The organism is Rhodococcus sp. 05-2254-6 (assembly GCF_002258565.1).
Classification (GTDB): domain Bacteria; phylum Actinomycetota; class Actinomycetes; order Mycobacteriales; family Mycobacteriaceae; genus Rhodococcoides.
The window spans coordinates 1-15259 of sequence record NZ_NOZF01000070.1; the positions used below are offsets into that span (position 1 = coordinate 1).

General features: G+C 64.6%; 14 protein-coding genes and 2 pseudogenes. 10 read left to right on the top strand and 6 right to left on the bottom strand.

The window, feature by feature from the left end; translation table 11 throughout:
- Window positions 1-261: pseudogene (locus CH256_RS08650) on the bottom strand (endopeptidase La); the annotation flags it as partial.
- Between CH256_RS08650 and CH256_RS08655 the strand changes: the two are divergent.
- Window positions 260-895: pseudogene (locus tag CH256_RS08655) on the top strand (S16 family serine protease); the annotation flags it as partial. The pseudogenes CH256_RS08650 and CH256_RS08655 sit on opposite strands and share 2 nt — an antisense overlap.
- Before the next feature lie 87 nt (window positions 896-982).
- Window positions 983-2848, top strand: coding sequence for an ABC transporter ATP-binding protein (locus tag CH256_RS08660; protein WP_094669323.1), 1866 nt, complete (start codon window positions 983-985; stop codon window positions 2846-2848).
- On the opposite strand, the gene CH256_RS08665 is transcribed toward CH256_RS08660, so the two are convergent.
- From CH256_RS08665 to CH256_RS08675, 3 genes are all read right to left on the bottom strand, one after another.
- Window positions 2845-3834 (bottom strand): iron-siderophore ABC transporter substrate-binding protein, encoded by a 990-nt coding sequence (locus tag CH256_RS08665; protein ID WP_068048671.1) that lies wholly within the window; start codon window positions 3832-3834, stop codon window positions 2845-2847. The two genes, CH256_RS08660 and CH256_RS08665, sit on opposite strands and share 4 nt — an antisense overlap.
- Window positions 3835-3919: 85 nt before the next feature.
- Complete coding sequence (locus tag CH256_RS08670) at window positions 3920-5134, bottom strand: lipase family protein (protein ID WP_094669325.1); 1215 nt, start codon at window positions 5132-5134, stop codon at window positions 3920-3922.
- Between the two features lie 226 nt (window positions 5135-5360).
- Window positions 5361-7631, bottom strand: coding sequence for an ATP-dependent DNA ligase (locus CH256_RS08675; protein ID WP_094669334.1), 2271 nt, complete (start codon window positions 7629-7631; stop codon window positions 5361-5363).
- Window positions 7632-7690: 59 nt separating this feature from the next.
- On the opposite strand from CH256_RS08675, the gene CH256_RS08680 reads away from it, so the two are divergent.
- Entirely contained in the window at window positions 7691-8119 is a 429-nt protein-coding gene (locus CH256_RS08680) for a type II toxin-antitoxin system Rv0910 family toxin (RefSeq protein ID WP_179272040.1), read from the top strand.
- A 159-nt stretch (window positions 8120-8278) separates the two neighbouring features.
- Here the strand turns inward: CH256_RS08680 and CH256_RS08685 are convergent, their stop codons facing one another.
- Both CH256_RS08685 and CH256_RS08690 read right to left on the bottom strand, forming a co-directional pair.
- Window positions 8279-8683 (bottom strand): hypothetical protein, encoded by a 405-nt coding sequence (locus CH256_RS08685; RefSeq protein WP_094669329.1) that lies wholly within the window; start codon window positions 8681-8683, stop codon window positions 8279-8281.
- Entirely contained in the window at window positions 8676-9056 is a 381-nt protein-coding gene (locus CH256_RS08690) for a hypothetical protein (protein WP_068048682.1), read from the bottom strand. The genes CH256_RS08685 and CH256_RS08690 overlap by 8 nt, the downstream gene beginning before the upstream one ends.
- A 250-nt stretch (window positions 9057-9306) precedes the next feature.
- Here CH256_RS08690 and CH256_RS08695 point away from each other — a divergent pair, with 250 nt between their 5' ends.
- The 7 genes from CH256_RS08695 to CH256_RS08725 form a co-directional block, all read left to right on the top strand.
- Entirely contained in the window at window positions 9307-9831 is a 525-nt protein-coding gene (locus tag CH256_RS08695) for an MSMEG_0572/Sll0783 family nitrogen starvation response protein (RefSeq protein WP_068048684.1), read from the top strand.
- Window positions 9832-9839: 8 nt separating this feature from the next.
- Complete coding sequence (locus CH256_RS08700) at window positions 9840-10895, top strand: MSMEG_0568 family radical SAM protein (protein ID WP_094669331.1); 1056 nt, start codon at window positions 9840-9842, stop codon at window positions 10893-10895.
- Between the two features lies 1 nt (window position 10896).
- Entirely contained in the window at window positions 10897-12312 is a 1416-nt protein-coding gene (locus tag CH256_RS08705) for an MSMEG_0567/sll0787 family protein (protein ID WP_094669336.1), read from the top strand.
- Window positions 12309-13202 (top strand): carbon-nitrogen hydrolase family protein, encoded by an 894-nt coding sequence (locus CH256_RS08710; protein WP_068048689.1) that lies wholly within the window; start codon window positions 12309-12311, stop codon window positions 13200-13202. The genes CH256_RS08705 and CH256_RS08710 overlap by 4 nt, the downstream gene beginning before the upstream one ends.
- On the top strand, window positions 13195-13485 hold the full coding sequence (locus CH256_RS08715) for an MSMEG_0570 family nitrogen starvation response protein (RefSeq protein WP_068048690.1): 291 nt from the start codon (window positions 13195-13197) through the stop codon (window positions 13483-13485). The genes CH256_RS08710 and CH256_RS08715 overlap by 8 nt, the downstream gene beginning before the upstream one ends.
- A complete protein-coding gene (locus CH256_RS08720) occupies window positions 13482-14756 on the top strand; it encodes an MSMEG_0569 family flavin-dependent oxidoreductase (RefSeq protein ID WP_094669332.1) in 1275 nt (424 codons plus the stop codon). The genes CH256_RS08715 and CH256_RS08720 overlap by 4 nt, the downstream gene beginning before the upstream one ends.
- A 7-nt stretch (window positions 14757-14763) precedes the next feature.
- On the top strand, window positions 14764-15259 hold a 496-nt coding region (locus CH256_RS08725; RefSeq protein ID WP_143536541.1), incomplete at its 3' end, for a carbon-nitrogen hydrolase family protein.

Sequence of the window (15259 nt, forward strand, 5' to 3'; positions counted from 1 at the left end):
ACCCGTTGCCACACCCGGCACTTCGGTGCGCTCGTGCGCCTCGGGAGTGAAGCGCGGACGACCGAGGTAGGTCACCAGGTCCGGCTCGTCGATGGACAGAACCTCGGTGGTGCCCACCAACTTCGTCGCGACCTTGCGCAGCGCCTTGGCCAGCAGGCGTTCGAGCTGGCGCACTCCCGGCTCGCGGGTGTACTCGGCCGCGATCGTGCGCAGCGCGGCGTCGGTGACCGTCACCTCCTCGGATGTGATTGCCGCCCTGTCCATCGACGAGCCGGACCTGGTGACCTACCTCGGTCGTCCGCGCTTCACTCCCGAGGCGCACGAGCGCACCGAAGTGCCGGGTGTGGCAACGGGTCTGGCGGTCACCGGACTCGGCGGCGATGTGCTGTTCATCGAGGCTGCGTCGACCGAAGGCGATCCGGGTCTCAAGCTCACCGGTCAACTCGGCGACGTGATGAAGGAGTCCGCGCAGATCGCACTGTCCTACGTGCGCTCGCACGCAGCACGATTCGGCGTCACGCAGGAATCTCTCGACCGCAGCATCCACGTGCACGTTCCGGCGGGCGCGGTGCCGAAGGACGGTCCGTCGGCGGGTGTGACGATGGTGACGGCCCTGGTGTCGATGGCTACCGGACGGCCGGTGCGCTCGGATGTCGGCATGACCGGTGAGGTCACGCTGAACGGTCGGGTGCTGCCGATCGGCGGGGTGAAGCAGAAGTTGCTGGCTGCGCAGCGTGCGGGCCTGACGACGGTGTTCATACCGGCGCGCAACGAACCGGATCTGGACGATGTGCCCGCAGAGGTGTTGGAGGCGTTGGATGTTCGCCCGATGACCGACGTCGCCGACATCATCGCGCTCGCCCTGGAGCCGACGGCCGCAACCGTGGCGGCGTGAGTTCGGTGCAGTCGAGGTCGGTAAGGGGATCCGCACTTGACCTCGACCTATGTCGAGGTTCTACGTTGGTGACATGAGGTTGATGACATGAGCATGGAGATGACCGCCTGGAACCAGATGTATCGCACGATGAACAGGCCGGACACTCAGTCGTCGTTCTCTAAGGTGACGGCCCGCAGGATCCTGACGTTCGCTGCGCCGCATCGCCGTGCCCTCGGTGGGTTCCTGGTGCTCAGCGTGGCCCTGGCCGTTCTTGCCGTGGCCACGCCGGTGTTGGCCGGCCGGGTGGTCAACGCCATCGTCGACGGGCGCGAGCTGCGAGTGGTGGTGTGGCTCGCCGTGGCGATCGCGGCCATCGCTCTGGTGGACGCCGTGGTCGGTCTGATCAATCGGTGGCTCTCGTCGAACATCGGTGAGAGCTTGATCCTGGATCTGCGGACCGCGGTGTTCGATCACGTGCAGCGCATGCCGATCGCGTTCTTCACCCGAACCCGCACCGGTGCGCTGGTGAGTCGACTCAACAACGACGTCATCGGAGCGCAACGCGCATTCAGCACCACCCTGTCCGGGGTCGTCAGCAACCTGGTGACGCTGGCGCTGACCCTGGTGGTGATGATCGGGATCTCCTGGCAGATCACGCTTCTGGCCCTGATTCTGCTTCCGGTGTTCGTGCTTCCCGCTCGCCGGATGGGTCGACGCCTCGCGCGGTTGCAACGTGAAGCGGCAGCGCACAATTCGGCGATGAGTACGCAGATGACCGAACGATTCTCGGCACCGGGAGCAACGCTGGTGAAACTGTTCGGTCATCCCGAACAGGAATCGGTCGAGTTCGCGGTGCGAGCCAAGCGCGTCCGAGACATCGGAGTACGCAGCGCCATGGTGCAGACGGTGTTCGTGACGGCGCTGACTCTCGTCTCGGCACTGGCCCTGGCCGTGGTGTACGGACTGGGCGGCTTCTACGCCCTGCGGGGGACGCTCGACCCGGGTTCGGTTGTTGCGCTGTCTCTTCTGCTGGCTCGCCTGTATTCCCCGCTCACTGCGCTGGCAAGTGCTCGGGTGGAGATCATGAGCGCACTGGTCAGCTTCGAGCGGGTCTTCGAGGTTCTCGATCTGGTTCCACTCATCGCAGACAAGCCGGACGCACGGACTCTGCCGCCGGGGCCGGTGGCCGTCGAGCTCGACGACGTTCGGTTCGCGTACCCGTCGGCGGACAAGGTCTCGCTCGCCTCACTCGAGGAGGTCGCGACTCTGGATTCGCGAGGGGGAGAGGAAGTGCTGCACGGCGTCTCGTTCCGAGCCGAACCCGGCCAGATGGTCGCGCTGGTCGGTACGTCCGGTGCGGGCAAGTCCACGATCGCACAGTTGATCGCACGGCTGTACGACGTCGACGGCGGTGCGGTTCGACTCGGAGGAGTCGACGTGCGAGACCTGACGGCCGAATCCGTCCGCGGCACAGTGGGAATGGTGACCCAGGACGGTCACCTGTTCCACGAGAGCATCCGGTCGAATCTGTTGTTGCCTCGGCCCGAGGCAACCGACGTCGAACTGTGGGATGCGCTGTCGAGGGCGCGGCTGGCCGACCTCGTGCGATCGCTGCCCGACGGCCTGGACACCGTTGTCGGCGAGCGAGGGTACCGACTCTCCGGTGGTGAGCGTCAGCGCCTGACGATCGCCCGGTTGCTGATCGCGCAGCCACGAGTCGTCATTCTCGACGAGGCAACGGCTTCACTGGATTCGACGTCCGAGGCCGCCGTGCAGGCTGCGTTGGCCGAGGCCTTGGAAGGAAAGACGTCGGTGGTCATCGCGCACCGGCTCTCGACCATCAGGGCAGCCGATGTGATCCTGGTGATCGAGGACGGGCGAGTCGCCGAGCGGGGCACGCACGACGAGCTCCTCGCAGCGGGAGGCCGTTACGAGGAGCTGCATCGGACGCAGTTCGCACAAACCGGCTAAGCGTCCGGGACCACCGTGGACGGGTCGTCGTCGGTCGCCGCTGCGAGCATCGGGGTGAATCCGTCGATGGCGTAGTCCAGGGAGAGCGGACTCGAATATCCCAGGGCCGAGGGCAGATCGGTGCTGAACGAGCCGATGTAGACGGTTCGATCCTGCTGAACGACATCGAGTGCGGCGATGATCGGGTTGGCCTGCAGTTGCTCGCGGCTCTGGCCGGCGATGACGAGGACGTCGGTGTCGAGTCGGTCGAGATTTTCGGGACTGATGGTCTCGGAGGCGTCGGGAATCTCGAAGCCGAGGTCGGTGAAGAACAGGGCGCGGATGTCGTCCCTGCCGAGCAGCAGGTAGCTGCCGTCGTCCATGACGAACGCGAGAGACAGTGACTTGCCGGTGAACTGAGGATTCTCGGCCTCGGTGTCGGCGAACTTCTGCTCGAGCGTAGCCGTCTGGTCCTGTGCTTCCTGCTGCTTGCCGAGTGCTTCGCCGACGACGGCGAACTCCTGCTGCCACGTCGCGGCGGGCACGTTCTCGTAGCCGCCGATGTCGGCGATCGTCGGGGCCATCCCGGAGAGCTGGTCGTACTGGCCCTGGTCGATGAAGGAGTACGGGCCGAGGATCAGGTCGGGTGCCTGCGCGGCGATCTGCTCGAGGTTGAGATCGGTGCTGCCGACCTCGGGAATCTCGGTACCGCCCAACGCTTCCTGGGCCCATGGGCGCTGCCGGTAGTCGTAGCTGAGGTTGCCGCGGGTCGCGACGGGCTTGACGCCCAGCGCGAGGGCGAAGTCCTGCTCGTTGAACCCGATCGTCACGACGCGGGTGGGCTCGGTGTCGATGACCGTCTCACCGAACCGGTGATCGACGGTGACCGGGAATCCGTCGGCGCTCCCGGAGTTACCGGTGGGTTCGGGCTCGTCGGTGGACGAGCAGCCGACGGCCAGCGCCAGAACCGAGGCACCGGCGACGACGAGCTGGACAGACTTCTTCATGGGGTCTCCTCGCAACGGAACTTAGCGAGGTTAGCCTAACCGACTCATCGAAGCGTCGATCACGTGCCGGGGTCGGACGTCCCGATCAGCAGGTGGACGTCGCCGGTACACCTGCGAATCGCTGGTCGATCCATTCGAGTGCCTGCGGAAGACCGAGCACTGCAGCAGTCAGGTGATCGTTGCTGGGCACCTTCACCTCGGTCACCAGTACTCCGGCGCGGCAGTACCGGGCAATCGTGTTGTCGATGGCGCTGACCGGGATCAACGCATCGGAGGGGCTGTGCCACTCGAAATACGGTGCCTTCGGTACGCCGGGGTACAGCTCGACGCTGTTGTCGTTGACGGCGGCGATCGCTTCCGGGCTGCTGATCAGATCCAGCGTGCCAGCGACCTCCATGGCGCTCTTGCCTGCGCCTGCCGCGATGATGTCGTTGGTGCACCCGTTCTGGATCTGGCTCTCGATCTGCTTGCCGAGCGGGTTGAGTTGAGAGCTGATCGGGATGCGGGTGGGGTACTCGCGCTCGATTCCGAGCGCGGCAGCGAACGCCAGACCGAACATGGGGTGCGGGGCGAAACCGAGATCGCGGGCCATGCGCTCGAGGTTCATCGGAGCACCACCGTTCGCGCTGCCGACGATGTTCAGCTCGGGTGCGTAGTCGTTCTGAAGCGCAGCTGCCCATGCGGTGGCCATTCCACCACCGGAGTAGCCGGCCAACGCGACCGGGCTCTGCTGAACCTGGATGGGATCGAAGCGCTGAGTGGCGCGAATGCTGTCCAGCACGATTTGTCCGCCGAGCCTGGCGGCGCCGTAGGCGCTGTTGGGTCCGAGGTGATCGGCGATGACGACGGTCCAGCCGCGCTGCAGTACTGCATTCAGTGCGGGTGCTTCACGAATCTGGAGATTGGGGTCGTTCGTCCACAGCGCTTGTGAAGGTGCACATTCGAGACCGAGAGCATTGATGATGTGTTGGTAGGAAAGCACCGGCCCGTTGGGTGCTTTGTTTTGCGGAACCAACACGGTATTTCTTGCGGCGATGGGATCGCCGGCCGAATTTGTGGAGCGGAAATTCAGCTGCCACACGTCGACGCCGAAGAATCCTGGGGGCGGGGGCATCGGGCGGCTCGAGATCACGTCGCCCGGTGCGAGCGCATCGAGATCCACAGGCGGAGAGTAGAAGCCATCGGCGATAGGCGTCGGATACAACGGCGCTGCAACTGCCTGACCTGCGCCGACGAGTGACGAACACAGGACTGCAACTGCCGTCATGCTGACAGCGCCTGCCAACTTGAGAACCCGCATGTGGTAAACCCCTCCGTGCCTGAACCGAAGCGACGAGCGCTGCAGTGATCTGGCAAGCCCCCATAGAGCCGGCCCGCAAACCGTTATAGCTGACGACTCGTGACTTGTTACGCTCCCCCGGAAACGATGTGCGCAACGGTACGCATCCGCTCATTTTATGGCAACCGAACGTTACCTATGCTCGTTTCTTCGGTAGAAATCAAGTATTCGACCGGGGGCATTCTCGTCATTCCTGACGCACTGCCTTCGGTTCCTTGTCCGGGCGCAGACCGCGCCAGCTCGGATGCCGCAGATGGCCGGATTCGGTGGCCTCGTAGAACCGGACCTCGCCGACGAGTACAGGCTCGACCCACACCGCTCCGTTCCGATCGGCCGCGGGCAGCACCGAGGAGAAGGGACTGTCCGACGCCTCGAGTGGGTCGAGGAGGGCAGCGAGCGTATCGAGCGCACGGTCGTCGAACCCGGTTCCGACGCGTCCCACGTAGCGCAGTCGCTCCCCGTCGGGGATGCCCATCAGCAACGAGCCGAACCCGCCGGAACGGCGTCCCTGTCCCCGACGCCACCCACCGATGACGATCTCCTGTGTTCGCCAGTTCTTGAACTTGATCCAGGTGTGGGCGCGCTTGCCGGGTTGGTAGACGGAGTCGGTGCGTTTGGCGACGACACCTTCCCAGCCCCGCTCTCTGCTTTCGGCGATGGCATCCGCAGCGGTCCCCGTCAGTCGCGGTGGCACCAGCACGGAGTCGAGTCCGGTGGTGAGAAGTTCGAGCAACCGTCGTCGATCCGAGTACTTCTTGCGCAGCAGTGACGTGCCGTCGAGGTGAAGCAGATCGAACGCGATGAACCGGATCTCGTCACGGGTCGCGTTCTGCAGTTTCTCGAAGCTGCTGACACCGCTGTCGTCGAACACGACGACTTCCCCGTCGACGACGGCGTCGTGCTCGGCAAGGTCGTCTGCGAACGATTGGAGTGCGCCGAATTTCTCGGTGTAGTCGTTGCCGCTTCGCGTGCGTAGCGTCATCGAACCGTGCGTCAGTTCGGCGACGATGCGGAACCCGTCCCACTTGCCTTCGAACGACCACTCGTCGTTCGGAAGATCGCGGATGTCGCCTGCGGTGGCGAGCATCGGTGAGATGTTCTTGGGCTCGGGCTTGTCGGGTGCGTCTTTCATCAGGTGCATCAACCACTGGCTGCCCTCGGTGCGGATCAGTGCGAACCGCCCGCGCGCCTTCTGTCCGTGCAGGACGACGATGACTTCGTCGTCTCGCCACTTCTCGAGTTCGTAGGTTCCGCTGTCCCAGATCGTGACGTCGCCGCCGCCGTACTCGCCCTTGGGTATTCGTCCGGAGAATGTCGCGTATTCGAGCGGGTGGTCCTCGGTGTGTACCGCCAGTCGATTCTGCTTCGGGTCGACCGGGATGTTCTTCGGGACGGCCCACGACACCAGGACGCCGTCGTGTTCGAGTCGGAAGTCGTAGTGCAGCCGTCGGGCATGATGTTCTTGAATGACGAAGGTGTCGTTGTTGCCCTGCGGCTCGGTGGTGGTCGGTATCGGCTCGGGAGTCTTGTCGGCGCTGCGCATGCTGCGGTACTTGACGAGTTTGTCTGTGGCAGCGCTTCTTTCGGGTGCCGAGTCCATGGTGGGGTCCAGTTCTGCCAGTGGATCGCCCAGGTCATGGAATCGTTCCAGTACCTCCTCGAACCGAAGCTGTTGCAGGCCCGTCGCTTCCAGCTCGTCCCACGTGCGTGGTGCTGCGACGGTGGGTAGGGTTCGCCCGCGGAGCGAGTACGGGGCGACCGTCGTCTTCTTGCCGTTGTTCTGGCTCCAGTCGACGAACACTCGACCGGTTCGCTTCGCCTTCGCCATCGTTGCCGTGACCCGGTCCGGTGAACGCTCTTCCAGCAGGGTGGCCACACGTTTGGCGACGGTGGAGGCGCCGGAGGTCGACAGTGGCTTCTCCAGCGGCACGTACAGGTGAATTCCCTTGCTGCCGCTGGTGACCGGATACGCGGTCATCCCGATATCGCCGATCAGATCCCGTATCTCGCAGGCTACTTCGGCGCACCGGGCAAGATCCACGTCGTCACCGGGATCGAGGTCGAAGACCATGCGGGTGGCGGGGCCGGGATCGTTGCCGTCGAATCGCCACTGTGGCACATGCGCTTCGATGGCTGCCTGCTGACCGAGCCATGCGAGATCGGCTGCGGTGGAGAACAGCGGGTAGGTGACGACGCGGTCGGAATGCTGCATCGAACGCCGATCGAGCCAGTCGGGGGCAGACGCAGCGAGGTTCTTCTCGAAGAACGACGACTGGTCGACGCCGTTGGGCCAGCGCTTACGGGTCACGGCGCGGCCGACGAGGTGCGGGAGCATGGCGGGTGCGATGGCAACGTAGTACTCGATGATGTTGCCCTTGGTGGTGCCGGTTTCGGGGAACAGCACTTTGTCGAGGTTGGTGACGGAGACCTTCCGACCCTCGATCTCGAGCGTGGCCATCGTCATAGGTTAACGGTCGCCGTCTGAAGATGCGGGGGAGTTGTGACAGGCTCGAATACATGGCGACGATCAGTGTCTCGGTACAGATGCCCGAAAATCCGCAGGGCGCGTGGGACAAAGCTTCCGCGCTCGATCGGTTCGACGAGTGGATGACCATTCACGGTGGGTGGTGCAGCCCGCCGCCGAAGAAGGTCGGCAAGGGCACCGAGGTGGAGTCGCTGGTCAAGGTCAAGGGCTTCAAGAACACGATCAACTGGACCTTCACGGAGTACGAAGAGCCGAAGTTGATCGAGATGTCCGGCCGCGGCAAGGGCGGGGTGCGGATCTCGCTGACGGTCCATGTGCGTGAGGCCGAGGGTGGTTCGGAGCTGACACTCGATGCGAAGTTCGGTGGGGGCGTGCTGTTCGGTCCGGTGGGATCGGTGGTGGCGCGGGCGCTGGACACCGATGTCAAGAAATCCGTTGCGAACCTGGCGGCGTTGAGCTGACACGTCTCTGCTGAAGTAGCTGCACGACAACCTCTTCCAGCCCCGCACCGTGTTCTCGGTGCGGGGCTGGAGACTGCATGGGATGCTCCACTCAAGGCCTCGATCGAGAGATTCCCCGCGTGCGACCCGTCCGAGTGGAGCAAAAATTGCGGAAGACCCCTACCGCTGCCGAGTCTTTCGCAACCACCACAGTCCCGCGATGGGAAGTATCACCGGAATGAAGACGTAACCGGATCCGAAGTGCGACCACACCGTCGGCTCCGGGAAGTCCTGGGGCTGGATGTAGCTCAGGGTGCCGATGCCGATGACTCCGACGAGTTCGATGATGCAGGACACCGTCACCACGCGTCGGGATGCCTCGGTTGCTCGGGCCAGTCCTACCGTGGCCACGATGTAGACGACCGCCGCGAAAGCCGACAGCAGATACGCGATCGGGGCGTCGTCGAATCGAGTGGTGAGCTGCACGATCGAGCGTGCTGTCGCCGCGACGGCGAAGACGGCGTACACGGCGATGAGGAAGCGCCCGAATCCGGTGCGCGTTGCTTGCTGGAGGTTGTCAGGCATATCCGGCCCAGATCTGGCTCAGGCGCAGCACCATGGCCGCGAGGGTGAGGACGGCAACGAGCAGTACCGCGGTGCCGCCGCGGGAGCGGTCGCCCAGGGACCACCACGTCCCGAGCGGAAGCAGAAACAGCAGTCCGACGAGGTAGGACCCGAACGTGAGTCGGTGTATGTCTCGATCCGAGGTGAACATCATGACGAATCCGATGACGGCCTGCAGCGCGACGACGGCCTCGGTGGCAGCGATGGTCCAGAACAGGGCTCGATCGGACTTGTTCTTCAGCAGGACCGGTCGGTTCATGGCGAGCTTCACGAGCACCCAGATGCCTACGACCAGGGACAACGCGTACAACAAGCCGGTGACGGCGCCGATCATCGAGTTCCTCGTCAAGTTCGGAGTGGATGGGTGGTTCGACCTCCACACTATCCGCGTAACGCCACGTCAACACTGTGAGGCCCTCGAAACACGGCGTTGTTCCGGGTGTGACCAATCGGAAATGGATGGGGCTTGTACTTGTTCCATGGCCGCAGAGGATCTGCTCTCTCGCCGGACATGACCTTTCTTCCCACGGTGGCCACAGGCGTCCACCTCATCCAGCCAGCTCTGCGAACTTCAGGAGACACCCGTGTCAGACATCGACCAGGCCATCGCCGAGAACATCAAGAAGTCGCTCGAAGAGATCCCGCACCCTTCACTCCCCAAGGGCAGCAACATCTACGGCTCCACCAAGATCTTCCCCGACTACAAGGCCGAGAACGGCGAGAGCTACTTCACGCTGGTGCACGGCATCGCGCACGAGTCGTCGGTCTCCTTCGTCGCTGTGCTCCAGGCGACGCGCGCTCTGCGCAAGGGCTTCGAGTCGGCCATGTACTTCTACGGCCCCGGCGCTATCAATTGCCTTGCCACTCGGGGCTTTCCGACGACCGGTGACTCCGGCTTCCCGGGCGAGCAGAACATCAACGATTCGCTCGCGACATTCATCGCCGAGGGTGGCACCGTGTTCTGCTGCCGCTTCGGGCTCGCACTGCACGGTGGCCGCGAAGAAGACCTCATCGAGGGCGTCATCCCGGCCCACCCCCTGGACGTGCAGGACGCGTTGATCCACTACGCGCGCAAGGGTGCCATCATCAATTCGACCTACATGGTCTAGGGGCACCCATGTCCATCTCTACACGCGTGGATCTGGCGTTGCTCGGAATTCGAGGAGCAACGCCGGTGTCCAGAACTGCCGGTGCAGGCCCGAGTGACGATGGACATGTCCGCATCGATGGTCTCGGCGCAGCCATCCCCCGCAATCCGCTCAGCCCGTACGTTCTCGAAGAGGGTCGAGTGTTGTTCGACGGCAACGACATCGGACTCGATGTTCAGGCCGTCGATCGCCCGAAGTTCTACGACCTCGCCACCGCCGACGGCGTCGCCTACGAGAAGATCGCCAAGCTCCACGGCTCCAGCGTCCTCGCTACGACCGTGGTGCAGACGTGCATCCGTTACGACGCCGACCAGCGGTGCCGCTTCTGCTCCATCGAGGCCTCGCTCGAGGCCGGCGACACCATCGCGGTCAAGACCCCGGCGCAGTTGGCCGAGGTGGCCGAGGCGGCGGTGCGACTCGACGGCGTCACACAGATGGTCATGACGACGGGAACCTCGGCCGCGAAGGACCGCGGTGCTCGCCACTTGGCCCGATGCGTGCGCGCCATCAAGGCGGTGGTTCCACAGCTGCCGATCCAGGTGCAGTGCGAACCTCCCGGCGATCTGCAGACGATCCAAGATCTGTACGACGCCGGAGCCGAATCCATCGGCATCCACGTCGAATCCCTGGACGACGACGTTCGACGCCGGTGGATGCCGGGCAAGGCCTCGGTCTCGATGGACGAGTACCGCGCGGCGTGGAAAGAAGCGGTTCGTGTCTTCGGACGAAACCAGGTCTCGACGTACATCCTGGTGGGACTCGGTGAGGATCCCGACGAATTGGTCGCCGGGGCAGCAGAACTGATCGAGATGGGGGTCTACCCCTTCGTGGTTCCGTTCCGGCCGCTGGCCGGAACGTTGGCAGTGGACATCGACCGCGCGACGGCACCGAGCCGAGACGTTCTCGAAAACGTCACCCGACGCGTCGCCAAGGAGCTTCAGGCCGCGGCGATGCTCGGAACCGAACAGAAGGCAGGCTGCGCGGCATGCGGTGCGTGCAGCGTTCTGCAGAACGCGGGAGGCTGACATGTTCGGTGTCGTGGAACTGGGCGACCTCGCCGGATTGTCAGGTACTGCAACCACTGTCGTCGAGCCCGGGTTCATAGTCCAGCCGTGCGGAAGTACAGCGGAGCTCGACGCCTATCGTGCACTCCGGAGAGCGACATTCGTTGCCGAACAGGGCTTGTTCGCCGGCACCGATCACGACGACGTGGACGACGATCCGCGAGCAGTCGTTCTGGTCGCCACCGACCGGGACGGCACCGTTCTCGGCGGAGTACGGCTGGCACCCTGCACCGCAACGGATCTGGGGTGGTGGGCAGGAAGCCGGCTCGTGGTCGCTGCTTCGGCGCGCACCTCCGGCGTCGGGCCTGCCCTCGTTCGGGCTGCCTGCGCTCACGCCGAGAGCAGAGGTGTTCTTCGCTTCGACGCGACCGTACAGAAGAGCAACGAGCAACTGTTCAATCGCCTCGGGTGGATTCGCCGCGGCGACGTCGAGGTGGCCAACACGCCGCACGTGGCGATGTACTGGCCGATCGACCGGATCGAACGGCTCGTCTCCTCGACCAAGGCGATGCTCGCCGGGGTACTCGCTCCCCTTCGTGCGCAGCCACTCGGGCTCGGTGCCAAAGGCTTTCGCGGCGACGACGGCGTGCCGGTACCGGGCAGCGACATGATCGCAGCGTGCGATGCCATCATCCCGTCGATGGTCGATCGTGACCCCGAGTGGGCCGGCTGGTGTGCCGCGCTGGTCAATCTGAACGACCTCTCGGCGATGGGAGCAGGAGCCGTCGGCATGCTCGATTCGGTCGGAGCACCTACCCAGAGTCGGCTGACCCGCATCATCCGGGGTCTCGCCAACGCCTCTGCAGCGTGGCAGGTTCCGGTGCTCGGAGGCCACACCCAGGCCGGGGTGCCGTCGTCGCTGTCGGTCACCGCACTCGGCCGGACCTCGCGACCGGTACGGGCGGGGGGCGGAAGCGTCGGCGATCGGTTGACGCTCACCGCAGACATCGAAGGCGAGTGGCGACGCGGATACCATGGTCAGCAATGGGATTCGTCGTCCCGCCGGAACTCGGACGAACTGATGGCAATGGCGACATTCGTGTCCCGTACCGCACCCAAGGCCGCCAAGGACGTCTCGATGGCAGGCCTGGCCGGCACCACCGGAATGCTGGCCGAGGCGAGCGGAACCGGCGCCGTACTCGACGTCGCCTCGATACCGAAACCCGACGCAGCGTCGATGGGCGAATGGATCACGTGTTTTCCAGGGTTCGCGATGATCACCGCGGACCGTCCCGGTGCACCCACTGCACCGTCCGGACCTGCGCTGTCCGCAGTCTGCGGAGAGCTCACCGACATTCCGGGCGTCGCACTGCGATGGCCCGACGGAATCACCACTCGCGCGGTCACGTCCACCGTGACCGGATTGGGAGAAGCATGACTACCCACCCGAAGCCCGTCACCATTTCCGTTGCCGCCGCCGAATTCGGGCGCGACATGGAACAGGGCTACGCCACCATCGCCGCGTTGCTCGAGGAAGCGCGCAATCGCGGCAGTCAACTGCTCGTCCTACCCGAGGCGTGCCTGGGCGGCTACCTGCCCAGTCTCGGCGGCGGTGACGAGACCGAGGAATCGCGACAGCGGCGGTTGAAGGCGCTGCCGCCCGCTCTCGAACTCGACGGGCCCGAGATCAGGCGAGTCATCGACATGGCGGGTGACACCGTCGTCACTTTCGGCTTCTGCGAGAAGGACGGCGACACCCGCTACAACGCCGCAGTGACGGTCGACGGCAGCGGAATCCTCGGCTCGTACCGCAAGGTGCACCAGCCGCTGGGTGAAAATCTCTGCTACGACGCGGGAGACAGCTACTCCGCCTTCGACACTCCGATCGGCCGCATGGGGATGCAGATCTGCTACGACAAGGGATTCCCAGAGGCAGCACGGGAACTCGCCCTCGACGGTGCCGAGATCGTTGCGTCCATCTCGGCCTGGCCGACGGCCCGCACCGCCACTGTCGAAAACATGGAAGAGGACCGCTGGAAGCAGCGGTTCGACATCTACGACAGAGCCCGCGCTCTCGAGAATCAGATCATCTGGGTCGCGGCCAATCAGGCAGGTACCTTCGGATCTCTCCGATTCGTCTGCAGCGCAAAGATCGTCGGGCCCGGCGGGGAGATTCTCGCCGGTACGGGCGTCGAACCGGGCTTGGCCACGGCCACCGTCGACGTCGCTGCCCTCATCGGCGCAGCACGTGGCGGCGGCATGTACAACCTTCGTGATCGCCGACCGTCCGTGTACCGGACCATCACGAAGGAGCCGATCCATGCCTGAGATGTCGTTCCTCGTTCGATGGCCCGACGGACGCGAACAGTCCTGCTATTCGCCGTCTCTGGTGATGCACGACTACCTGACGCCCGGCGAGGACTACCCGGTGGCAGAGTTCGTGAAACGGACGTCGGAGGCGTTGACGATCGCCAGCGATCGAGTGCTCGCCAAGTTCGGAATGCGGTGCACCTCGGCCGCGCAGCAGATGGAGGAGATTCACGGTGTCAGTGCCGCGTACGAGGCCGGTGCCGTTCGCGTACTGAGCATGTCGGGAGCTGAATTGCTATGACGGAGAATCACAGTGCAATAGAAAACTACCCCGTGATCGTCATCGGCGGCGGGCAGGCCGGCCTGTCCATCAGCTGGCATCTGACGCAGCGTGGCATCGAACATGTGGTGTTGGAGCGCGAGACGATCGCGCACGAGTGGAAGGACTCCCGCTGGGACAACTTCACCCTCGTGACTCCGAACTGGCAGTGCGCGCTCCCCGGGTACTCCTACGACGGTGACGATCCCGACGGATTCATGCAGCGTGACGAGGTGTACGCCTTCGTACGCCGCTACGCGGAAAGCTTCGATGCACCGGTCCGAGAGCACGTTTCGGTCGATCAGGCACTCCAGTCGGTGGCGGGTGGCTTCGACCTCCAGACTTCCGCCGGCCCCATGCATGCCGATCAGATCGTCGTCGCCGTCGGTGGGTACCACATCCCCACCATCCCGAGGTTCGCCGAGAAGCTTCCCCGTGACATCGTCCAGATCCACTCCTCCGAATACCGCGGTTCACAACAGTTCCCGGACGGCGACGTGCTGGTCGTCGGCACCGGCCAGTCCGGTGCCCAGATTGCCGAGGACCTGCACCTCGACGGCCGCCGCGTCCATCTGGTGGCGGGCACCGCTCCCCGCGTCGCGCGCTTCTATCGCGGCCGCGACTGTGTCGCCTGGTTGCACGACATGGGGGTTTACGATGTCTCCATCGAAGATCAACCCGGCGGCGTCGGCAAACGCGAGAACACGAACCACTACGTCACCGGACGTGACGGTGGTCGAGACATCGACCTGCGCGCATTCGCCACCGAGGGCATGAAACTCTACGGCCGCCTACTGGGAGTCGAGGACGGCGTTCTGCAGTTCGCGCCCACCCTCGAGGCCTCCCTCGACGCTGCGGACCGCGTGGCCGAGAGCATCAAGGACAACATCGACGCCTACATCGAGCGCGAGGGAATCAGCGCGCCGACCGAGGAGCGTTACGTTCCGGTGTGGCGTCCGGAGACCGAGACCACCGAACTCGACCTCGCCGCCGCCGATATCAAGGCCGTCGTCTGGTCCGTCGGCTTCCGTACCGACTATCGCTGGCTGAAGGTCGGCGCGTTCGACGGCGAGGGCCACCCGACGCACAACCGCGGCGTCACCTCGGTGTCCGGCCTGTACTTCCTGGGTCTGCCGTGGCAGCACACCTGGGGTTCGGGACGCTTCGCCTCGGTGGCCCGAGATGCCGCGTTCCTGGCGGACCAGATCGGTCTCGAGATCAGTGCCGCACAACTCCAGAGTCAAATGGTCTGAGCTTCTCGTGGCCCCCATCAAGATCGGCGCGCTGGCAGCGCATTTCGGGAGAGATGTCGACCGAGCCGTACTGAAGATCACCACGATCATCTCCAGTGCGGCCCGAGAAGGCATCGATCTCCTGGTGCTGCCCGACGCGTCCCTCGGGGGCTACATCAACAGTCTGAGCAATCCGGATCCCGCGGAACTGCCGCCCACCCTCGATCCCGACGGTCCGGAACTGGCGGCGATCATCGCGGCGGCCGGTAGCATGACGATCTGCATCGGGTACACCGAGCTGTCGAAAGGACTGCGGTACAACGCTGCCGCCTGTCTGACCGGAGACGGCATCCTGGGTAGTCACCGCAAGGTGCACCAGCCGCTCGGGGAGTCGCTCGCCTATGCGGCCGGTGACCACTTCGAGGCTTTCGACACCCCGGTGGGGCGGATGGGCATGTTGATCGACTACGACAAGACGTTCCCGGAGTCGGCGCGGACGTTGGCGCTCGACGGCGCGAGAAACA